General features: G+C 63.8%; 20 protein-coding genes and 2 rRNA genes. 12 read left to right on the top strand and 10 right to left on the bottom strand.

Translation table 11 applies throughout. The features are described 5' to 3' along the window. Positions 1-156 precede the first annotated feature (156 nt). Positions 157-1,434, top strand: coding sequence for a DUF5924 family protein (locus LY622_RS12625; protein ID WP_234291215.1), 1,278 nt, complete (start codon positions 157-159; stop codon positions 1,432-1,434). A 103-nt stretch (positions 1,435-1,537) separates the two neighbouring features. Next, the gene (gene slyA / locus LY622_RS12620; protein ID WP_234291214.1) at positions 1,538-1,981 is read left to right on the top strand and encodes a transcriptional regulator SlyA; all 444 of its coding nucleotides are present in this window, start codon (positions 1,538-1,540) and stop codon (positions 1,979-1,981) included. A 15-nt stretch (positions 1,982-1,996) separates the two neighbouring features. Here slyA and LY622_RS12615 read toward each other — a convergent pair whose 3' ends face one another. After that, positions 1,997-2,539, bottom strand: a complete 543-nt coding sequence (locus LY622_RS12615) for a preprotein translocase subunit YajC (RefSeq protein WP_234283272.1) — start codon at positions 2,537-2,539, stop codon at positions 1,997-1,999. Between the two features lie 106 nt (positions 2,540-2,645). Here LY622_RS12615 and LY622_RS12610 point away from each other — a divergent pair, with 106 nt between their 5' ends. Beyond that, positions 2,646-3,101, top strand: coding sequence for a universal stress protein (locus LY622_RS12610; RefSeq protein WP_234283273.1), 456 nt, complete (start codon positions 2,646-2,648; stop codon positions 3,099-3,101). 84 nt (positions 3,102-3,185) lie between these two features. Here LY622_RS12610 and LY622_RS12605 read toward each other — a convergent pair whose 3' ends face one another. Continuing rightward, a complete protein-coding gene (locus LY622_RS12605) occupies positions 3,186-5,111 on the bottom strand; it encodes an ATP-binding cassette domain-containing protein (RefSeq protein WP_234291213.1) in 1,926 nt (641 codons plus the stop codon). A 126-nt stretch (positions 5,112-5,237) separates the two neighbouring features. On the opposite strand from LY622_RS12605, the gene LY622_RS12600 reads away from it, so the two are divergent. After that, positions 5,238-6,134 carry a TatD family hydrolase gene (locus tag LY622_RS12600; protein WP_234291212.1) on the top strand — a complete coding sequence of 299 codons (897 nt, stop codon included), beginning with the start codon at positions 5,238-5,240 and terminating at the stop codon, positions 6,132-6,134. A gap of 1 nt (position 6,135) precedes the next feature. Continuing rightward, positions 6,136-6,615, top strand: coding sequence for a hypothetical protein (locus tag LY622_RS12595; protein ID WP_234291210.1), 480 nt, complete (start codon positions 6,136-6,138; stop codon positions 6,613-6,615). 6 nt (positions 6,616-6,621) lie between these two features. Here the strand turns inward: LY622_RS12595 and LY622_RS12590 are convergent, their stop codons facing one another. Next, entirely contained in the window at positions 6,622-7,677 is a 1,056-nt protein-coding gene (locus LY622_RS12590) for an ACP S-malonyltransferase (RefSeq protein ID WP_234291209.1), read from the bottom strand. Next, on the bottom strand, positions 7,674-9,908 hold the full coding sequence (locus tag LY622_RS12585; protein ID WP_234291207.1) for a thiamine pyrophosphate-dependent enzyme: 2,235 nt from the start codon (positions 9,906-9,908) through the stop codon (positions 7,674-7,676). Before LY622_RS12585 ends, LY622_RS12590 begins: the two co-directional genes overlap by 4 nt. Before the next feature lie 107 nt (positions 9,909-10,015). Between LY622_RS12585 and LY622_RS12580 the strand changes: the two genes are divergently transcribed. After that, positions 10,016-10,924: a LysR family transcriptional regulator gene (locus LY622_RS12580; protein ID WP_234291206.1), complete on the top strand. Its 909-nt coding sequence runs from the start codon at positions 10,016-10,018 to the stop codon at positions 10,922-10,924. Here the strand turns inward: LY622_RS12580 and LY622_RS12575 are convergent. Continuing rightward, complete coding sequence (locus LY622_RS12575) at positions 10,849-11,409, bottom strand: elongation factor P hydroxylase (protein WP_234291205.1); 561 nt, start codon at positions 11,407-11,409, stop codon at positions 10,849-10,851. The genes LY622_RS12580 and LY622_RS12575 overlap by 76 nt on opposite strands. A gap of 154 nt (positions 11,410-11,563) precedes the next feature. Between LY622_RS12575 and LY622_RS12570 the strand changes: the two genes are divergently transcribed. The 3 genes from LY622_RS12570 (at position 11,564) to LY622_RS12560 (ending at position 14,890) form a co-directional block, all read left to right on the top strand. After that, positions 11,564-13,012, top strand: a complete 1,449-nt coding sequence (locus tag LY622_RS12570; protein WP_234283281.1) for an MATE family efflux transporter — start codon at positions 11,564-11,566, stop codon at positions 13,010-13,012. A 19-nt stretch (positions 13,013-13,031) separates the two neighbouring features. After that, positions 13,032-14,042 (top strand): DUF3080 family protein, encoded by a 1,011-nt coding sequence (locus LY622_RS12565; protein ID WP_234291204.1) that lies wholly within the window; start codon positions 13,032-13,034, stop codon positions 14,040-14,042. Between the two features lie 137 nt (positions 14,043-14,179). Next, positions 14,180-14,890 (top strand): hypothetical protein, encoded by a 711-nt coding sequence (locus tag LY622_RS12560; RefSeq protein WP_234291203.1) that lies wholly within the window; start codon positions 14,180-14,182, stop codon positions 14,888-14,890. Positions 14,891-14,998: 108 nt separating this feature from the next. Here LY622_RS12560 and tusA read toward each other — a convergent pair whose 3' ends face one another. Continuing rightward, positions 14,999-15,250, bottom strand: a complete 252-nt coding sequence (gene tusA, locus LY622_RS12555; protein WP_234283284.1) for a sulfurtransferase TusA — start codon at positions 15,248-15,250, stop codon at positions 14,999-15,001. A 31-nt stretch (positions 15,251-15,281) separates the two neighbouring features. Here tusA and LY622_RS12550 point away from each other — a divergent pair, with 31 nt between their 5' ends. Then, entirely contained in the window at positions 15,282-15,569 is a 288-nt protein-coding gene (locus tag LY622_RS12550; RefSeq protein ID WP_234283285.1) for an antibiotic biosynthesis monooxygenase family protein, read from the top strand. Between the two features lie 68 nt (positions 15,570-15,637). Here the strand turns inward: LY622_RS12550 and rlmM are convergent, their stop codons facing one another. Beyond that, a complete protein-coding gene (gene rlmM / locus LY622_RS12545) occupies positions 15,638-16,687 on the bottom strand; it encodes a 23S rRNA (cytidine(2498)-2'-O)-methyltransferase RlmM (RefSeq protein ID WP_234291368.1) in 1,050 nt (349 codons plus the stop codon). 44 nt (positions 16,688-16,731) lie between these two features. Then, positions 16,732-17,175, bottom strand: a complete 444-nt coding sequence (locus tag LY622_RS12540) for a DUF2721 domain-containing protein (protein WP_234291202.1) — start codon at positions 17,173-17,175, stop codon at positions 16,732-16,734. A 253-nt stretch (positions 17,176-17,428) separates the two neighbouring features. Between LY622_RS12540 and gdhA the strand changes: the two genes are divergently transcribed. Both gdhA and LY622_RS12530 read left to right on the top strand, forming a co-directional pair. Then, the gene (gdhA, locus tag LY622_RS12535) at positions 17,429-18,781 is read left to right on the top strand and encodes an NADP-specific glutamate dehydrogenase (RefSeq protein WP_234291201.1); all 1,353 of its coding nucleotides are present in this window, start codon (positions 17,429-17,431) and stop codon (positions 18,779-18,781) included. Between the two features lie 406 nt (positions 18,782-19,187). Further along, positions 19,188-19,466 carry a hypothetical protein gene (locus LY622_RS12530; RefSeq protein WP_234291200.1) on the top strand — a complete coding sequence of 93 codons (279 nt, stop codon included), beginning with the start codon at positions 19,188-19,190 and terminating at the stop codon, positions 19,464-19,466. 264 nt (positions 19,467-19,730) lie between these two features. Here the strand turns inward: LY622_RS12530 and rrf are convergent. Then, positions 19,731-19,846: ribosomal RNA gene (rrf, locus tag LY622_RS12525) — 5S ribosomal RNA — on the bottom strand. Positions 19,847-19,952: 106 nt separating this feature from the next. Next, positions 19,953-21,678, bottom strand: a 23S ribosomal RNA gene (locus tag LY622_RS12520); the annotation flags it as partial.

Below are 21,678 nucleotides of genomic sequence, written 5' to 3'. Positions count from 1 at the left end.
CCGTTTGATTCCTTGAAGCTTGGTGTACTACAGCCAGTACGTCAAGCCCCGGGTGCATCACCAATGGTCTAGCACAGGCCACAGGCAGTACATCGCTACACCGGCGATACCGGATGGCTGATAGGATAGTCCCAATGTCCCGCCAAGGTGTCGTCCATGAATCTGCCCGATACGGCGCCCTCCTCGCCTCCGCCCAGCGCATCGCCCCGGATGCGGCGTTTCCATGACCGCGTCGAACGACTGGTCGAGCATGTCCGTCCCTGGAGCTGGCTGTGGCCGCCCGTGGCCTTTGCCGCCGGGGTAGGCAGCTTCTTCCTGGTGGATCGCCAGCAATGGCTGGGCGTCGTGCTGGCATTGAGCATGCTGCTGGCCTGGGCCCTGCTGCTCTCCGAGAGCCTGATCGGGCGCCTGCTGGCCCGCCGTGGCCACCCCAGCCTGCCCAAGGGCGTCACCACCTTCATCGCCCAGATGGTGCACCAGGAGACACTGTTCTTCTGCCTTCCCTTCGTACTGGCCACGACCGTCTGGGCCAGCGGTCAGGGGCTGTTCGCCCTGCTGGTGCTCGGCATGGCACTCTTTTCGATTCTCGACCCGATCTACTACAAGCTGGCCGAGCGCGCCCGCTGGCTCTATTTCGCCTTCCATGCCCAGTGCGTCTTCCTGGTCGTGCTGGTGATCATGCCGCTGATGCTTCAGTTGACCACCGGCCAGAGCCTGAGGCTGGCTCTGGCATGCATGCTGGTATTCAGCCTGCCCAGCCTGCTGCAGCTCTTGCGGCCGATGACCATCCGACGCTGGGCGATCGTACTGGTCACGCTACCGTTATTGACGCTAGTGGCATGGACCGGACGTGCCTGGGTGCCGCCTGCCAACCTCTGGATATCGGCCAGCGCCCTGTCACCGGCCTTCGATGTCGCGCAGCGAAGTCCTCAAGGCAGCGCCCTGCTGACGCCCGACACCCTTCGCAGCCAGGGGCTCTATGCCTACACGGCCATTCGCGCGCCGCGGGGCCTGCGCGAAGAGGTCGTACACGAGTGGCGGCATGAAGGTGAGCTGGTCGACCGCATTCCGCTGACCATCAACGGGGGGCGCCAGGAAGGCTATCGGGCATGGACCCACAAGCTGAACTTCCCCGAGGACCCCGCCGGCAAGTGGCGCATCGATGTGATGACGGACAGCGGGCAGCGCATCGGGGTGCTGCGCTTTCAGGTAGCGCAGGATGCATCGGAGGCCACCCTGGCCGATGGCCGGGCCTCACCGCCGCCGGGGCTGCCTGGACTCGACCTGCGGCGCCTGGTTCCGGGAAATCGCCACAGCCAGACCGAACGACCCGATGAGCGGAATACACCAGTTGAATCCGCTCCTCATACCCGGGAAAACAACGAATCCGACGCAGGTGACACGGAGGCTCCGGAGGCAGACACAGACTCGTAGCCCCTCCTCGACAGCGCCTGTCACATGCCGCTGTTCGCTTGGAGTTGCATTACACGCTGCGGGTCCGGACAATTCGGCAAATTCAACGCAATTGCGGAGTCCCATGCACCAGAACATCGGCTTCCGGCTCTCCCGCCTGCCCCGGCTGTGGCGGGCCATCATCGACGAGCGGCTGGCGCCCCTGGGCCTGACTCAGACGCGCTGGATCACCCTCTACCATCTCTGGCGTCTCGGCGACGGCCAGCCCCAGTGCGACCTGGCCCGCGCCATCGGCGTGGAAGCGCCATCGTTGGTACGTACCCTCGACCAGCTCTCGGAGCAGGGCCTGATCGAACGGCGGCCCTGCGAGCAGGACCGCCGCACCAAGCGGGTTTTCCTCACCCCCGATGCGACACCACTGCTGGAACAGATCGACGAGGTAGTGACCCAGGCCCGCCGCGAAATGCTGGCAGGCCTCAGCGAGGACGATATCAAGCGCCTCGACGCCCTGCTGGCCCATATCGAAAACAACGGCCTGGCCATACAGGCCCGCGAAAGCGGCGCCTGACCGGCTCAGCGAGAGTCACCGAGGTGTCGAGCCGTCTCCCTCGCCGAAGGCACGGGTGGCCGGCGGCCGGTCGGCATGGCCGGCCAGGGCATCGCGCAGGCGGCGAAAGTCTTCCACGTAGGTCAGAAAACGCTCGGCGCCCTGGGACTCCCACCACCAGAGCGTGATGCCATGCTCGCTGGACTCGACCACCAGGGCATCTTGTGGCAATCGCATCAGCAGCGCTTCCAGCGGCTCCCGCGCCCTTTCCGGCAGGGCACGCAGGGGCTCGATGCGCCAGCGCCAGCCTGCCAGACAGGGCTTGAGGGCGTCGCTGGCCACGCTGTCGCGCACCAGCAGAAACCGGGGACCGGGCGACTCGACCGGATAGGACCAGCGATAGCCTGGCATGGCCGTACCGATGCCATGCAGCGGCGGCGTCTCCAGCTTTACCTTGACCCCGGCCTTCGCCGCGGCATTGCGCAGCGGTGCGATGCGGCGCTGCCTCGGGCTGGGCTTGAGCCACATCACTGGCGCGACCATCAACAGCAGCACCCCGATTATCATTGCCCAAACCATCGGCTTCTCCTGAATGAATCTTGACGCAAGTCGTTGTCTTGGCTCGGCAGTCGTCCTAGAGTGAAGGCATGACACCAATTACCATGCCGTTCCGCAGGAGCCTGACATGAGCAATGAATACCGCCACATCCTGGTCGCCGTCGACCTGACCAAGGATTCACACAAGGTATTGGAGCGCGCCTTGCAGATCGCCGAGCGCAACCAGGCCAAGCTCTCGATCATGCACACCCTGGAGCCGCTGGGCTTCGCCTACGGCGGCGACATCCCCATGGACCTCACCAGCATTCAGGACCAGCTCGACGAGCACGCCAAGCAGCGCTTGGCCGAGATCGCCGACCCCCACGTCGCCAAGGAGAACCAGCACGTGGTGGTGGGCATGCCCGACACCGAGATCCACCGCTTCGCCGAGGAATACAATGTCGACCTGATCGTGGTGGGCTCCCATGGCCGCCACGGCTTCGCCCTGCTGCTCGGCTCCACCTCCACCGGCGTGCTGCACGGCGCCCGGTGCGACGTCCTTGCCGTTCGCGTCGGCAAGAAGGGCGAAACCAGCGAGGAATAGTCTCCGTCACGAGCGCAGATAGGTTGGCCGCCGCCGGCGGCCAGCTTACTCCTCAAGTGCGCAAGCACAGTAGTGAATCATCGCTTACTCCCCCGCCGCCATCGCCTCCAACTCCATCCAGCGCTCCATGGCAGCCTCCAGCTCGGCCTGCTTGTCATTGAGTGCCTGCAAGGTGGCGGTAACACTGTCGGCGTCCTGCTGATAGAAGCCAGGATCACCCACTCGAGACTCGAATTCAGCCACTTCGGCCTCCAGGGTCTCGATCCGTGACGGCAGCGTATCCAGCTCGCGCTGCAGCTTGTAGGAGAGCTTGACCGCTTTCTTCGCCGCTTCGGGCTGGGATTTCCTCTTGTCCTCGGCCGGCTCGGCCGCCTGGCGCGTGGGCTCGATGCCCTGGCGGGCAGCGCCTTCCCAGGGCGCCGGCGGCAGGCTGCCGCCCTGGCGCACCCAGTCGGTATAGCCACCCACGTATTCACGGACCTGGCCGTCGCCCTCGAAGGCCAGCACTCCGGTCACCACGTTATCCATGAAAGCGCGGTCGTGGGAGACCAGCAGCAGCGTGCCCTCGAAGTTGAGCAGCAGCTCCTCCAGGAGCTCCAGCGTCTCGACATCGAGGTCGTTGGTCGGCTCGTCGAGCACCAGCACGTTGGCCGGCTGGGTGAACAGCTTGGCCAGCAACAGGCGGTTGGACTCACCGCCGGAGAGCGCCTTGACCGGCTGGCGCGCTCGCTCGGGGGTGAACAGGAAGTCCTGCAGGTAGCTGATGACATGCTTGTCCTTGCCGCCCACGGTGACCCGGTCGCTACCCTGCGCCACGTTGTCGTAGACGGTCTTTTCCGGCTCCAGGCCGGCGCGCAGCTGGTCGAAATAGGCCACCTGCAGGTTGGTGCCGAGCCGCACCTCTCCCTCGCTGGGCTCGAGCTGTCCGAGCAGTATCTTGAGCAGGGTGGTCTTGCCGGCGCCGTTGCGACCGATCAGGCCGATTCGGTCACCGCGCTGGATCTCCAGGCTGAGGTCGCGGATCACCACCTCGTCGCCGAAGCGATGGGTAACATGCTTGAGCTCGACGACCCGCTTGCCGCTGCGCTCGCCGCCGTCCACGCTGAGGTTGGCCTTGCCCTGGCGCTCACGGCGCTGGCTGCGGTCGCGACGCAGCTGCTCCAGGGCACGCACCCGGCCCTCGTTGCGGGTGCGACGGGCCTTGATGCCCTGGCGAATCCACGCTTCCTCCTGGGCGAGCTTCTTGTCGAACTCGGCGTGCTCCCGGGCCTCTACCTCCAGCTCATGACTCTTCTGTTCCTGATACTTCGCATAGTCGCCGGGATAGCGACCCAGGCGGCCGCGGTCGAGCTCCAGGATGGCCGTCGCCAGCTTCGACAGGAAGGCCCGGTCGTGGGTGATGAACAGCACCGAACCGGGGAAGGCGGCAAGCTGTTCCTCCAGCCAGGCGATGGTATCCAGGTCCAGGTGGTTGGTGGGTTCGTCGAGGAGCAGCAGGTCCGGCTCGGCAACCAGGGCCCGGGCCAGGGCCACGCGACGGCGCCAGCCACCCGAGAGCGAGGCCATCTCGTCGTCGGCGGGCAGTCCGAGACGGGTCAGCACCACGTCGATGCGCTGGTGGAAGGACCAGCCGTCGATGGCTTCCAGCCGGGTCTGGAGCTGTGCCATGCGGTTCATGTCGGGGTCGGGGTCCTGAACCAGGTGATGATACTCGGCGAGCAGCTTACCGGCCTGGGGCAGCCCTTCGGCCACCACATCGAAGATGGTCTCGCCGGAGGCCGCCGGCAGGTCCTGGGCCAGCACGCCGATCTTGAGTCCCGGCGCGCGCCATATGCTGCCGCCATCGGGCAGGATCTCGCCGGCGACCAGCTTGAGCAGCGTCGACTTGCCGGTGCCGTTGCGGCCCACCAGCGCCAGTCGCTCGCCCCTCTCCAGCACCAGGTCGGCGCCGTCGAGCAGTACATGGTTGCCATAGGCCAGTTGCAGCCGTTCCAGACGTAGCAGGGTCACGCGCACACCTCATCCAGTCATCGAGGCGGCTAGTGTAACGCATGGCCGGCTCGGCGTGGTCCTGTACAATACGCCGCATCCCGGAGGCACTCGCCCCGACGCCCTGATGACAGTAGGAGTTCTGCCTTGGTTGACCCGACCGAGACCTGCGATGATTTCCTGCCCGAGGCCCTGCGGTTTCGCGCCCCAGCACCGCTGGTGGATATCGGTGCCAACCTGACCCACGAGAGCTTCGCCCGCGATCTCGACGCGGTGATCGCCCGCGCCCGGGCGGCCAACGTCACCGACCTGATCCTGACCGGCACCGACCGGGAGCACGCCGAGCAGGCCGTGGCGCTGGCACGACGCCATCCTGGGCTGCATGCCACCGCCGGTGTCCATCCCCACGATGCCAGCCGCTGGGACGCCTCACTGCAGCAGGCAATGCGCGAGCTGCATCGGCAGCCCGAGGTGGTGGCGGTGGGCGAATGCGGGCTGGACTTCAATCGCAACTTCTCGACGCCCGCAGAGCAGGAGCGCGCCTTCGAGGCGCAGCTGGGCCTGGCGGTGGAATGCGGCAAGCCGCTGTTCATCCATGAGCGCGACGCCGGCAAGCGCATGCGGGACATCCTCCATGCCTGGCGCGACGATCTCCCGGATGCCGTGATCCACTGCTTCACCGCCGATCGTGAGACACTCTACGGCTATCGTGATCTCGACCTGCATATCGGCCTGACCGGCTGGATCTGCGATGAACGGCGCGGCCACCACCTGCGCGAACTGGTCGGCGAGATCCCCCTGGATCGCCTGATGGTGGAAACCGACTGCCCCTACCTGCTGCCGCGCAATTTACCTGCCAAACTCAAGGGCAGGCGGCACGAGCCCTCGTTGCTGCCCTGGATCGTGAGAGAGATCGCCCATTGGCAGGGAATCAGCGAAGGCGAGCTGGCCCAGGCCACTACCCAAACCGCTCGGGCCTTCTTCCGGCTGGCAGAGACCGAGGACCGTAACGTTGCTGGCAATTTCCAGCAGGAGGAGCACTGAGATGGCCGACATTCCCGGATTCATTGCCGTGGAGACCGGCGACGACAGCGACCTGCCCCTGGCCATCGCCTGGGTGCTGCCTGACGGACGCATCAAGCACACCCTGATCCAGCCGGATGATGACTGGCTCGACGACGAGATGAATGCCCTGAACGGCTACAGCATGGAAGAGCTGACCAGTTTCGGCGCAAGCCCCTTGGACGTGATACGGGAGTTGGAAAACGACCACTTCAACGCCACGCTGTTCACAGCCGGCATCAGCGACGACGAGGCCGCCCTGGCGCGCCTCTTCGACACCTACGGCATCGACCCCTTCGTCGAACTGGCGCCGGCCGACAGCCTCTATCCCGCCCTGTCCGGCGGCGAGTGGAGCCGTGCCCGCAACGAGCTGTTCGGTGAGATGGGGCTCGAGCCGATGCGGCCCGAGCACGAGGTCGAGGTCATGCTTCGGCTGCACGAGCGCCTGGGCCTGGCGGAATAGCGAGCCTCAGCGCAGCAGCCAGTCACGCTGCTCAGGCATGCCCATGCAGATCAGCAGGGGGTCGTCGGCCTGTCGGGCCTGGAAGGCTTCCTTGCTGTCGAGCCCTTTCCAGCCCAGCTGAATCAGCGCCTGGGCGGTGGCACCACCCAGCGTCGCGCCCGGCCCCGGAATGACGATACGGTCCGGCGCAAACTCCCTCACACCGACCCGTAGCGCCGCCGTAAAATCATAGGGCGCCACCAGCTGTTCACCGAGGGTGTAGTCCCACAGTGCCTGGGGAGCCGTGCTCCAGGGCGTCCAGACATGGCCACGCCCGTCGATCATCGGCACCCTGGGCACCCGGAACGGGGCATCCGTCAGCCGCTGGCGAGCCGCCTCCCGCACCTCCTGCTGCAGCGGCGTGTGAAAGGCCGAGTGTTGATGCAGCCGCATCGGGAAACGCTCCCGGGGCGGCAGCGCCTCGGTCAGCCTGGCCAGCCCGGCCTCATTGCCGCCGAAGACCAGCATGCCGCCCAGGTCGATGGAGAGGTAGAGCGCCGCGCCCTGTTCACCATGCAGCCGCTCCACCAGCCCCAGCAGGTCACGGCGTAGCGACCACTGCGGCCGCCACTGCTCGTCCACCCAGGGGTAGAGTACCTGCCCGCCGACCAGGGTCTCCTGCATCATCTGGCCCATGGTACCGATCAGGTGGTGGGCATCCTCGGGCGCCAGGGCACCGCTGCCCGCCAGGGCGATATACCAGCCCATGGAGTTGCCGGTGACGGCGACGACCTCATAGCGCTCGGGATCGATGGCCTGCATATCGGCCAGGGCACAGGCATAGATCAGCGGCGAGGCGTGTTCGCCTCTCCCATGCAGGCTCTGGCGAAAGGGAATCTCGCCGTCCAGCTCGCTGAGACTCGGCAGCCCCGCCTCGCGGCGCTGGGCATCGAAGCGGGCCAGCCACTCGCTGCCTGACGCCTGGCGCTTGAGGCTGCCCCACTCCGGGGCATTGTAGGTACCGCGGCCGGGGCAGACGAGCAATAGCCGTTCGCGTGTCACTGTCGTATTCGAGGCTGTCATTCGCTGTCGCTCCCTGCCGATACCTTGCCGCTGGACGCTGCCGCCGGCACGCCGGAGACTGCCGAAACCGACCTGCCGACGGCTCGCCGCGCCCGTTCGACGATGGCATCCGCCGAGGGCAGGGTCACCGTGGCCGCCCGACCCAACGGAATGAAGCTGTCCTCGGCCGTCAGCCGATGCAGGCGGTGGCTTTCCATGCCGCGCTCCACCAGGCCGGTGATCAGCTCTTCGCTGACCGAGCCGCTGCGGCGACACTCATCCACCACCAGCACCTGTTCGCACTCGGCAAGGTGGCGATGCACGGCCTCATGGTCGATGGCGGTCAGCCAGCGCAGGTCGATAATGCGCAGGGCAATGCCTTCGGCTTCCAGACGCACGGCGGCCTGCCGGGAGAGGTAGACCCCGTTGCCGTAGGTGACGATGGCCAGGTCGCGCCCTTCGCCCCATGCACCGAGTTCACCCACGCCGAGGCGATGCTCCGGCCCCGGATCGGCGAAGCACCACTCCTGGTCCCCCTCTTCATGCAGGTCGCGGTTGTGGTAGAGGGCAATGGGCTCGAGCATGACCACGACGCGCTGCTCCTCGTCGGCCAGGCGCACCGCCTCCTGCATCAGCCCGACGGCATCGGCGGCGTTGGAGGGGCACGCCACCAGCAGGCCGGGGATGTCGCGCAACACGGCGATGGCGTTGTCGTTGTGGAAATGGCCGCCGAACCCCTTCTGGTAGCCGAGCCCGGCAATGCGCACCACCATGGGATTGGTGTACTGGCCGTTGGAGAAGAAGCTGAGCGTCGCCGCCTCGCCGCGCAGCTGGTCCTCGGCATTGTGCAGGTAGGCGAGAAACTGGATCTCCAGAATCGGTACCAGGCCGTTGTGACCCAGGCCGATCCCGAGCCCGAGGATGCTCTGCTCATCGAGCAGGGTATCGATCACCCGGTGCGGGCCGAACTGGGCCTGCAGCTTCTGGGTGACGCCGTAGACGCCGCCCTTGCGGCCGATATCCTCGCCGGCCATCACCAGGTGGGGATGGCGGGACATCAGGCGATGCAGCGATTGGTTCAACAGCTTCGCCATGGGGCCGGGGGAGGTGTCGACATCCCCCTCCCACGGCCGCTGACGCCCTGGCCGCAGCGGCGGCACGATGCTGGCCATGACCTGCGCGGCGGTTTCGAGCCGAGGCCGGCGAATCGCCTCTTCGGCGACCCGGGCCACGCGCTCCCCCACGGCCCGGTAGAGCTCGCCGACCTGCGCCTTGTCGAGCACCCCATGGCGCTGGAGCAGCCCGGCGCTGACCAGCAAGGGGTCACGCGCCTCGTCGGCCTTGATGCGTTGGGGCGTCATGTAGGCCTGCTGGGCATCCGAGCCGGCATGGCCAAACAGCCGCACGCAGCGCATGTGCAGGAACACCGGCTGCTTGCGACTGCGCGCGATACGCTCCGCCTCCCGGGCGGCGCGCCAGGTATCGAGCAGGTCGAGCCCGTCACAGCTGAGATAGTGAAAGCCGGGGCGAGCGCGCATGCTCGCCTCGATCCAGCCATCGGGCGTGAGGGTGGAGATGCCGATGCCATTGTCCTCGCAAACCATCACCAGGGGCATGGGCGAGCCCTGGTAGGCGGTCCAGCCGGCGGCGTTGAGCGCCCCCTGGGCGGTGGAGTGGTTGAACGAGGCGTCACCGAAACTGCAGATCGCCACGCTATCGGCCGGCCATTCGCCGCCGCCGCCCAGGCGTCGCCACAGGCCGAGGCCGTAGGCGGCCCCCATCGCCTTGGGCAGGTGCGAGGCGATGGTGCTGGTCTGGGGCGGAATATGCAGCGCCTTCGAACCCAGCACCTTGTGCCGGCCACCGGAGATCGGGTCGTCGGCCGAGGCGGCGAAGCTCAACAGCAGGTCCCAGAGCGGCGTCTGTCCCGGCACCTGTCGAGAGCGCTGGATCAGGAAGGCGGCGTCGCGATAGTGCAGGAAGGCGGGATCGGTGTGGCGAAAGGCCCGGGCAATCGCGGCATTGCCTTCGTGACCGGCGCTGCCGATGGTATAGAAGGCCTCGCCCCGGGCCTGCAGCCGCCGGGCATGCAGGTCCAGGTGACGGCTCATGAGCTGGGATTCGAACAGCTCGGCCAGGCCGGCGGGGCTGAGTCCGGCCTCGTCGAGCGTCCACGCCTCCTCGGGTTCGGGCCAGTCGCCGGAACGCAGGGCAGAGAAGAACAGTTTTTCCTGAGGCAGCGGGTCGGCCACGGTAGCGGGCTCCTGTCGGCATTCGCGAGAGTGAATGCCTACAGCCTAGCGCGCCTGCTTGATAAAGGGATAATATCGATATCCTGGATCAGGTATAGGTAACCTTTATGGATGTGCGCAGCCTGCGCTACTTCATTGCGGCCTACGAGAGCGGCTCGATCAGCGCCGCCGCCCGGCGCTGCCATGTGGCCCAGCCCTCCATCTCCACGGCGCTGGCCCAGCTGGAGGAGCGGCTCGGCACGCCGCTGTTCGAGCGGCACCGTCGTGGCATCACCGCCACCGAGGAGGGGCACCGGCTCTATCCACTGGCGCGCCAGGTCAGCGAGAACCTGGACGCCATCAGCCGCCTGTTTCGCACCGACTCGCCGCCCACGCCGGTTCGCCTGGGCCTGATGCGCTCATTGGGCGCCAGCCGCATGACGACGCTGCTCAAGGAGTACATCGGCCGTGGCGACAATCTGGCCCTGACGCTGGTCAATCCGGAAGAGCGCTGCGATGCCCGCATCATCGGCGAACAGGACCTGGCCCATGGAGAGCGCTTTCAGCCGATCTGGCACGACAGCTATCGCCTGGCGCTGCCGAGCGGACACCCGCTGGCCATGCAGGCGTCGATCTCACTGGGTGACCTGGATGGGCTGCCCTTCATCTGGCGCCACCCCTGCGCCGCCATGGAGCAACTCGCCGCCGCGCTGAACGCGGTGGAATTGCGCTGCCAGATCCGGGCGCGCCTGCGCACCATCGAGTACACCCTGGGCCTGGTTGCCGCCGGGGTCGGGGTCTCCCTGGTACCGGCCTGGCCCGAGATCCTCGCGCGACACGACGTGCAGTGCCGCCCCATCGATGGCCTGGTCATCCATCAGACCATTGGCGTCGCCTATCCGACCCACCACACCCCACCCGCGCTGGCACCGCTGCTGGCCCTGGGCAAGGAAGCGTGGCGTCAGGCCGGCAGCGACACCGGTAGCGAAGCGCGCCCTGACACGACGGCGTCGTCCAGGCTTCGCCCCTCGCGGTAGAACGCCGCCAGCGCGGCCTGGAACGCCGCCGCCCGTGGCGGCAAGCCCTCACGTTCATAACGAGAAGCCCTCGCCTCGACCCGGGCCAGGAAGGCGACACGGTCCACCTCCGCCTCGCCACCCAGGTTGTCGACGCTGACATTGAACGGCCGGCCGCAGGCGCGTGTGAAGAGCAACTCCAGCGCCTGGGGGGCCACCTCCGCGGCCTCGAAGGCGCGCTGCTGCTCGGCATCGCGGCCATCGGGAAGGTACCAGTAGCCGTAGTCTTCAAAGCGACGACGCCGCTCCCCGGCGATGCACCAGTGGCTGATCTCATGCAGGGCGCTGGCATAGAAGCCATGTGCGAAGATCACCCGATGAAAGGAGCAGCCGGCATCGGCCGGCCGGTAGAGCGGCTCATCGCCACCGCGCACCAGCCGCGTATTGAAAGTGTCCTGGAAGAGTCCGTCGAACAGCGCGATCACATCGTCGAGTCGGTGGGTCACGTGGGCTCCGGGTCATTGAGAAGGATTCATTATAAGCAAGTGACACATCGGGCGAAAACCACCGGTAGTTGCTAACATAACCGGTTCCCTCGGTCGTTGAGACCAGGCATTACGACGTCATGGCGGTCCATATCGCCTGCATGGAGCTTGACCCTTGGCCACCTTTTTCACCCAACTCGCCGGCGTCAGCCGCAAGGAAACCCGGCCGCTGATCACCCTGGCGCTGCCGATCTGCGGCGCCCAGCTGGCCCAGGCCGGCATGAGCGTTGTCGACGTGATGATGACCGGGCGCCTGAGCGCCACCGACCTGGCGGCGGTTTCCGTGGGCTCCAGCATCTGGCTGCCACTGATGCTGTTCATGACCGGCACCCTGATGGGACTCACCCCCATCGTCGCCCAATTGCTGGGCGGCGGTACCACCGCTCGCATCCGCCCCAACGTGCATCAGGCGCTGTGGGTGGCCCTGGCACTCGGCCTGGGCGCTGCCCTGCTGCTGTGGTTCACGGTGATGCCGATCTTCCGGCTGATGGAGGTGCCCGACGAAGTGGCACGGCGCTCGGCCGCCTACCTCTCCGCCGTCGCCTTCGGCATGCCCGGGATCGCCCTGTTCCAGGCCCTGCGGGCCTTCTCCGACGGCATGAACCACACCCGCCCTGCGCTGTGGATCAGCCTGGTGGGCCTGGCCGTGAACATACCCAGCAACTATGTGCTGATCTATGGCGGCGACGGGCTCACCGAGCTGTTCGGCGAGTGGCTGCCCGCATGGGTACAGGGAATTCCTGCACTTGGCGCCTTCGGCTGCGGTATCGCCACCGCACTCTCCATGTGGGTGATGAGCCTGGCGATGATCGCCTATACCCGGCGCTCCCGGGCCTACGGCGATGTCGAGCTCTGGTGCGACCCCGCGCCGCCGCGATGGAAACTGATCGGCGAGCTGCTCTATGTCGGCGTACCGATCGGCGTGGCGATCTTCGTCGAAGTGACGCTGTTCACCCTGATTGCACTGTTCATTGCCAGCCTCGGCGAGGTGACGGTCGCGGCACACCAGGTCGCACTCAACTACACCTCGATCCTGTTCATGCTGCCGCTGTCGCTGAGCATGGCGCTGACCGTGCGGGTCGGCAACACCCTGGGCCAGGGACGCCCCGACCATGCCCGCCTGGTGGCCTGGAACGGTATCGCCATCTGCCTGCTGGTGGCCGGGTTCAACAGCCTGGTGCTATGGTTCACCGCCGAACCGGTCATCGCCCTCTATACCCACGACGTCGCGGTGCAACGCCTGGCGGTTTCACTGGTCATATTGGCCATGATCTATCAGGTTTCCGACTCGCTGCAGGTCAATCTGGCCGGCGCGCTGCGTGGCTACAAGGACACCCGCATCGTCATGGTGATCACGCTGGTCGCCTACTGGCTGGTCGGGCTGGGCGGCGGACACTGGCTGGGCATGCATGGCCTTGCCGGCTGGAGCGGCCCCCTCGGGGTGCACGGCTACTGGATCGGGCTGATCGCCGGGCTGACCGTGGCGGCCCTGCTGCTCGGCGAGCGACTGCGGCGACTGGCCAGGGGGGTGGCGAATGGCGCAATCGAGATCCCGCGCAGCTGAGTGCTGCCTGAAGCGATGCATGGCCGGCCTGATGACCGCGGCCTTGCTGGTCGGCTGCGGTGGCAGTGGCGAAGGTGAAGCCCTGCTGACGAGCTACCAGCGCGACCTCGCCGAGGCGCTGGGGCAACCGGCGCCACAGCCCGGCGCCCCCACCAATATCGGCGCCTTTCCCGAACGGCGCGAGCGCCTGTTCGAGATTCCCGAAACCCGCGAGGGCATGCTCGATGTCTACGCCCTGCGAGAATGTCATATCACCTCGCTGGTGGCTGCCAGGAACAATCAGCTAGGCCGGGTCGCTCCACCCAGCCAGCGCTGGATCTACGAACTGGAGCTCTGGCGACGCCTCCATGACTGCTGGCACAGCGAGGTGCCGGCGGCACTCTCCGAGAACAATCGCGATCGCCTGGCACGACTTACCATGGCCAAGACCGAGCAACTGCCACTGGTCAGTTGGAACACCCTGTTTGACTCCGATGAGTGGACCGGCAGCTTCTCCCGGGCCAGCTCTCCTCTGGAACCCGATTCACGTGACGCCATCGATGAGCAATTGGCAGCCATCGAGTGGCTGCACGCCGCCACGCTGAACCAGTTCAGCCAGGAGTGGCAGCATGCGTCGTCAACCCTCGAGGGGCACCTCGACACCCTTCGCCGCCGACCACTGACAGCAGAAGTGCTGCGGGCCCTGCTGCTGGCAGAACAGCGCCTCGGTGAAGCCAATGCGCTACTGGAAGCCAGTCTGGCCGATACAGCAAGCTGTCGGCCGCTGGCTGAGGCCGGCTCCGAACTGAAGTCGCTATTCCAGCAGAAGCCGGCAGCCGAGTGGCTGGACGACCTCGAAGCACAAGCCACCCACTGGCTGGGCGCCATCGACGCGCTGCTGGAGAGCCATGTCCCCCCTCCCGAAGCCGTCGCCCACTATCGTGACCGCTGGCTGTCGCTGGATAATCCCGCAGCGCCGCTCCCCGCTTTTCTCGCCGCACGCGATATACATCGGCGTCATTGGCAGGCGCTCGCCGAGCGCTGTGAGTGAAAAACCTTTCGTCAGGCTTAACTTGCAAGGTGACTCTGTGATATTGGTGGGAACAAGTAGGTAGGTGTGGATCCCGTCAGCCTTGCCGCAGCCGTGACCCTTTACAGCTCGGCCCATGCAGAATCTGGAGGGAGATCATGGGTATGACAATGTCACCCCGCCCTGCCCGGGTCATCGACCTGGAAACGATGCGCCAGAAACAGTTGGCCAAGCGACGCCTGATACGCCTTTCTCCAGAGCTCGACGGCCTGGAGATGGTCTATCGTCTCGCCTCCGACCCCGACTCCTTCTACGGCATGCCGATTCTCGCCTGGGGCCTCCGCGAGGATGGAGAGGTAGTGGGCCTGGTCCCCTGGATGGAGGCGCTGACGCCCTGCCATTACATCGACGACTCCGAGCACGGCAGCTTCGTCGGTTACCGAGATCCGGAAACCGAGGAACTGATGGAGACGGCACCGCCTCACAAGGCCTACGAGCTGGAGCATGCCGCCGCCTACTTCGATTACGAAGAGACGCGTGACATCACCCTGATACAGCAATTGCCAGACACCCTGGGCACCCATGCCCTATGCGTCGATGACGACCGCGGCCCGTGGCAGCTGAAGCAGGTATTCGGCTGGCGCCTCTACAGCGATGGCAACACTGAAGCCTTGCTGGCCGACGAGAAACTGATCGAGTCCACTCCCGTGCTCCCCGGAGACCCCTGCCTCTACCCCGGCCACAGCCGCCACCGCATGGTCTATTTCTTCCAGCGCAGCATCGCCAGCCGCATCCGGGAACAGGACCCCGGCACGCTGGAAGCCCTGGCACTGATGGTGGCTCCCGAAGAGTCGGCGACCTCCGGCTGAGACTGCCAGGGCATAGGTCGTCGCCCACCACAGCTCCCTACCGCCGGGCCAGACCATGCACGAAAGCCAGCAAGCTCAGGCACTTTTCGTGCAAGGTCTGGCGATACATCAGCCTAAGCGGATAAAGTAGAGGTACCGTTCATCCGACGCCTGCTGAGCCAGCAACTCATGACCCAGAAAGCTGCAGAATTTCGGCACGTCCCGGGTGGTGGCCGGGTCGGTGGCCACCACCTTGAGTACCTCGCCTGTCTGCATGTCCCGGACCTTGTTGTGCATCAGCATGATGGGTTCCGGGCAGTAGAGACCGCTAGTGTCCAGTTCAGCCTGAAATTCCGGCAGGGAGTCGGCAGTATCAACCATCGATCGACCTCGGTGTAGGGAGTCAGCTTAGATGATCAAGATCATTATCGAACGTCGCATCATGCCCGGCCTGGAAGAAGAATACGAGGAGGCTGCCCGTGAGGCCATCCGCTGGTCCTTGGGAGCCAGGGGCTTTGTGGGCGGCGAGACACTCATGGAACTCGGGCACAGCGACAGACGCCTGATGATCACCAAGTGGCGCGACCTTCGCGCCTGGAAGGAGTGGTACAACAGCGAGGAGCGTTCCCGGGTCATGCAGCGCATCTGGCCGCTTCTGACCGAGGATGAGACCATCCGTATCTATGAGCCGTCCTATTAGGCCACCCACATCGGACCGCTCCGGTTTGAATGGACTGATTCTACCACCCTCAGTCATTGCAGATGGAATCAGTCCAGCAACCTGACATGCACCGTGACCTCTTCCCGGTCATGGTAAAGATGCCGGCAGCGTATCTCCGCCCGCACGCCGGCTTCAAACAGCGCAGCCTCCAGCCCGGAAAGGCAGAGAGTCACCTCCTCCCAGCGGCGCTTCATCGGCAGCTTCAGGTTGAAGACCGCCTCCCGACACCAGCGTTGCACCAGCCAGCGCTGCACCATGGCCATGACTCTTGATGGCTTGTCGACGATGTCGCACACCAGCCAGTCGAGCCGGCCAGGCGGCTGCCAGACGAAGCCGTCTTCTCGCAGGTGCTCCACCAGTCCCGTCGCCATCAGGGCTTTATCCATCGGACCGTTATCGATGGCAAAGACATTCATGCCTCGCGCCACCAGCTGCCAGGTCCAGCCTCCCGGCGCCGCACCGAGGTCGGCCGCCTGCATGCCCTCGGCCAATCGCTCGTCCCACTGATCGCGCGGCACGAACTCATGCCAGGCCTCCTCCAGCTTGAGGGTCGAGCGACTCGGTGCGGCATGAGGGAAACGCAGGCGCCGAATGCCACCCGGCAGCTCGCTGCGGTTGCCGGGGAAGCTCATCCCAAGCTGCACCCGATCGCCATCGCTCCACAACAGGTGAAGCCTGCGACCGGCGGCCTTGCGGCGTAGCGCCCCCCGCTTCTTCAGCATCGACTCGAGGGGGCGTGTCAGCGCCTTGATCAGCCCCGAGAGAGCCTTGCCGTCATTGGTATCGGGCGTTTCATGCCAGATGGCATCGAAGCTCCAGCCACTCGCCACCACCTGCTCGATGATCGGCGACAGACGGTTCTCCCGTGACAGCGTCAGTGCCGGAAGCGCAACCAGGCTCTGCCGCGCAAATATCAACCCTTCCAGCGGCAGTTCACGCTGGAGCAGGTTGACGGAACGTGCGTCCGACACATGAAAGCAGACGTACCCGGCCTGAGGGTCGTATTCCGCCTGCCCGGACCACCCGAGCCCCCTGGCGCGGGAATCGATTTCAGCCGCCAGGTCAGCCTCGAAACCGGGCCGGCAATAGAACAGCATCCGATCGGGTAGCGGGGACTTCTCTTCCGCTTGAACTTGCCGTGTCAAGGGGCCTCCTTCGGCTCATCTCGCGAGGCGCTCCCGCTACGGCTCTGCCTGCCACCCAGCGCCTCGATATCCTGTAGCTGCACGTTCAGCGCATTCGTTGAAATCGTCACCTCCCAGAGTGAATAGACCAGGGACACGGACAGCGTGACCAAACTCGCCCCGAACAGGATCATGCCCAGCAGCTCTAGCGAGAGGAAAAGGGCAAACATCGACAGGGTGCAAAGCAGAAAACTCAGCACACCAGCAACCTGCATGCGCTTGGTCAGTGAGATCCTTCTGCGCAGCAGCAAAATCTGGCGTGCCGTAGCGGCCTGGTGAAGGCTGCGCTCCTCCTCCGCCAGCTTGCGGATCAGCTGCGCCAGTACCAGAAACCGATTGGTATAGGCCAGCAGCAGCAGCGAAATGGCAGGAAACAGCAGGGCCGGTGTCGTCAGGGTCAAGGTTTCGGAACTCCCGGTCTATTCAAGGGAATACATGATACCAGCCATCTGTCGGGCATGGGCGTGAACAGACATATCGTTTGAACATCGTTTATGAACAATGCTTAGTGGTCGATAATGGTGCACAGCTTATTGCCTTTTAAAAGCAATTTCGCCTCATATCTATGTCTAATCCCAGCATGACCCATACAGTTGCTGCATAATGGTGCATTGGATTATAGTGGCCTCAATCCACTTTTAATCGGGAATACACATGACCTACGTGCACGATACCCTTGAAGGGCTCAGGAAAAGCAGTCCGGCCCAGGGCGAGTTCTATCAGGCTGCAGAAGAAGTGCTCGAGTGCCTGCGCCCGCTCCTCGACACGACGCCTCGCTACCATCAGCACAGCATCATCGAGCGTATCGTCGAACCTGAACGACAGATCATGTTTCGCGTCAGCTGGACCGATGACGCCGGACGGGTACATGTCAACAAGGGCTATCGGGTCCAGTTCAATTCTGCGCTGGGCCCCTATAAGGGAGGCCTGCGCTTTCATCCCAGCGTCAATGCCAGCATCATCAAGTTCCTGGGCTTCGAACAGATCTTCAAGAACGCGCTGACCGGACTTCCCATCGGCGGTGGCAAGGGTGGCTCCAACTTCGATCCGAAGGGCAAGTCCGATGGCGAAATCATGCGTTTCTGCCAGTCCTTCATGGCCGAGCTGTATCGTCATATCGGCCCTACCACCGACGTGCCAGCCGGTGACATCGGCGTTGGTGCCAGAGAAATCGGCTACCTGTACGGCCAGTACAAGCGTCTCACGGGCCGCTATGAAGGCATTCTCACCGGCAAGGGGCTGAACTGGGGCGGCTCCCTCGGCCGCAAGGAGGCCACCGGCTATGGTGCGGTCTACTTTGCCCAGAACATGCTCGAGGCACGCGGCGACAGCATCCTGGGCAAGACCTGCCTGGTATCGGGTGCCGGCAACGTGGCCACCTACACCATCGAGAAGCTCTACCAGCTCGGCGCCCGGCCGGTCACCTGCTCCGATTCCCGCGGCACCGTCCATCATCCAGAAGGTATCGACCTGGATACCCTCAAGCTGCTCAAGGAGGTCAAGCGCACCTCCTTGCGTGAATATGTCGAGCATCACCCCGAAGCTCACTACATCGACGCCCAGGACTACCCCTCAGACGGCCACGCCGTATGGCGCATCAAGGGCGATATCGCCTTCCCCAGCGCCACCCAGAACGAGGTAACGGAAGCCGATGCCCGGGCCCTGCTCGAGAACGGTATCCACTGCATCAGCGAAGGCTCCAACATGGCCTCCACCGCCGATGCCGTCGATCGCTTTCTCGAGTCTCGAATCGCCTACGGGCCCGGCAAGGCCGCCAATGCCGGCGGCGTGGCCACCAGCCAGCTCGAGATGGCCCAGAACAGCAGCATGCAGCAGTGGCCCCTTGAGAAGGTCGACACCAAGCTGCAGGCCATCATGGCCGACATCCACAAGCAATGTTCCGATACCGCCAGTGAGTTTGACGAACCGACGAACCTGGTACTCGGTGCCAACATTGCCGGCTTCCGCAAGGTAGCCGATGCCATGATCGAACAGGGTGTGGTCTAGACCGCACTCACCAGCACCCTCCCCGCCCTCCAAACCCGGCGCCACTGGCACCGGGTTTTTTCGCCCCCCCGGGCAACCCCCTTCACATCCGACAGCCAAGCGAAGGAAAGGAAGTGAGAACAACTCGCACGTGTTACATGGGCGCATGTGTCAGATATCACCACTTTTTCAGCCCATCAACCGGCACCAGCCGACCCACGAATCAGCGCACAAATAATTGATATAAAAAGATTTATCATATTCTTGGCAAAACTGGTCCGTAGTCTGCATTCCTCAGAGTGAGCAAGACGTGCGGGTTGAGCTTTATGATCGAGGCGACTCTCGAGGCCACTCTTCACCGCCATGACGCACGAAGCCCCAGGCTTCACCAAGGCACTTCAAGTCAGACTCCAATGGAGGTATGCACATGATGTCCAAGGAATTCCTCAAGAAACTCGGTATTGTTGGTATCACTTTTGGTCTTGCAGCCAGCCCGCTGGCATTTGCCGACTTCCACGAGGAAGAGGAGCAAGAGCCGGTTCCGCAGGAAACCGCTCCTGAGGGCGAAGCCGATGACGGCTTTGGCGCCGGTGCTGGCACCGAGTATGAGAACGAAGAGGAAGAGTGGAACGCCGAGGAGTGGGAAGAAGAGAATGAGGAGGAAGAGTGGGAAGTTGAGGACGAAGATGATGATCAGAATTGGTAATAGCTGATCGCCCTCACGGACGCTCGACTCTACCCAGGGACGGGTAACCAACCACTCCTCAGGTTGGTCCGCAATAATCACCTCCGGTACTTCCGGAGGTGATTTAGTTTTATGCAGAGCAATATAGAAAAAACCCCAGCCTCTTTCGAGACTGGGGTTTTTGGGATAGGTGCCTGACGATGATCCGGGCGGCGCTCCGCTACTCTCCATGGGAGACCCCCAAATAGCGAAGCCCCGACCAATGGCCGGGGCTTCTGAATAAATGCCTGACGATGACCTACTCTCGCATGGGGAGACCCCACACTACCATCGGCGCTGAGCGGTTTCACTGCTGAGTTCGGCATGGGATCAGGTGGTTCCCGAACGCTATGGTCGTCAGGCAAAACTGGTTGGAATCATGCTGGCGTGATCGTCTCGGCCACGGTGCTCACCGGGCCTTGCGTATCCGTCAATTGCGCGCGTAATGCGCAGACCCCTTGGGGTTATATGGTCAAGCCTCACGGGCAATTAGTACCGGTTAGCTCAACGCCTTGCAGCGCTTCCACACCCGGCCTATCAACCAGCTGGTCTCGCTGGGCCCTTCAGGAGGCTCAAGGCCTCAGGGATGTCTCATCTTGAAGGGGGCTTCCCGCTTAGATGCTTTCAGCGGTTATCCTGTCCGCACATAGCTACCCGGCAATGCCACTGGCGTGACAACCGGAACACCAGAGGTGCGTCCACTCCGGTCCTCTCGTACTAGGAGCAGCTCTTCTCAAACATCCAACGCCCACGGCAGATAGGGACCGAACTGTCTCACGACGTTCTAAACCCAGCTCGCGTACCACTTTAAATGGCGAACAGCCATACCCTTGGGACCGACTTCAGCCCCAGGATGTGATGAGCCGACATCGAGGTGCCAAACACCGCCGTCGATGTGAACTCTTGGGCGGTATCAGCCTGTTATCCCCGGAGTACCTTTTATCCGTTGAGCGATGGCCCTTCCATACAGAACCACCGGATCACTAGAACCTACTTTCGTACCTGCTCGACGTGTCTGTCTCGCAGTCAAGCACCCTTATGCTCTTGCACTCACTGCACGATTTCCGACCGTGCTGAGGGTACCTTCGTGCTCCTCCGTTACTCTTTAGGAGGAGACCGCCCCAGTCAAACTACCCACCACACACTGTCCTCGATCCGGATAACGGACCTGAGTTAGAACGCCAATGATGCCAGGCTGGTATTTCAAGGTTGGCTCCACCTGAACTGGCGTCCAGGGTTCAAAGCCTCCCAGCTATCCTACACAGGCAACATCAGCGTCCAGTGTGAAGCTATAGTAAAGGTTCACGGGGTCTTTCCGTCTAGCCGCGGGTACACAGCATCTTCACTGCGATTTCAATTTCACTGAGTCTCGGGTGGAGACAGCGTGGCCATCATTACGCCATTCGTGCAGGTCGGAACTTACCCGACAAGGAATTTCGCTACCTTAGGACCGTTATAGTTACGGCCGCCGTTTACCGGGGCTTCGATCAGGAGCTTCGCCCGAGGGCTAACACCATCAATTAACCTTCCGGCACCGGGCAGGCGTCACACCCTATACGTCCGCTTACGCGTTTGCAGAGTGCTGTGTTTTTAATAAACAGTTGCAGCCACCTGGTATCTTCGACCGGTTCGAGCTCCAGCAGCAAGTGCCTTCACCCTACGCCGGCGTGCCTTCTCCCGAAGTTACGGCACCATTTTGCCTAGTTCCTTCACCCGAGTTCTCTCAAGCGCCTTGGTATTCTCTACCTGACCACCTGTGTCGGTTTGGGGTACGGTCCCACATGATCTGAAGCTTAGAGGCTTTTCCTGGAAGCGTGGCATCGATGACTTCCTGACCGTAGTCAGTTCGTCTCGTCTCTCGGCCTTAGGAGTCCGGATTTGCCTGAACCCCCAGCCTACTGACTTTCACCAGGACTACCAACGCCTGGCTCACCTAGCCTTCTTCGTCCCCCCATCGCAACCATGTGAGGTACGGGAATATTGACCCGTTTCCCATCGACTACGCCTTTCGGCCTCGCCTTAGGGGCCGACTCACTCTGCTCCGATTAGCGTCGAACAGAAACCCTTGGTCTTCCGGCGGGGGAGTTTTTCACTCCCCTTGTCGTTACTCATGTCAGCATTCGCACTCGTGATACCTCCAGCAGACTTCTCAATCCACCTTCATCGGCTTACACGACGCTCCTCTACCGCTTGC

Source organism: Halomonas alkalisoli, from assembly GCF_021412585.1.
In the GTDB taxonomy this organism is placed as follows: Bacteria; Pseudomonadota; Gammaproteobacteria; order Pseudomonadales; family Halomonadaceae; genus Halomonas; species Halomonas alkalisoli.
The sequence above is the reverse complement of the archived record's forward strand: the minus strand, read 5'-3'. Positions and strand labels throughout refer to the sequence as shown.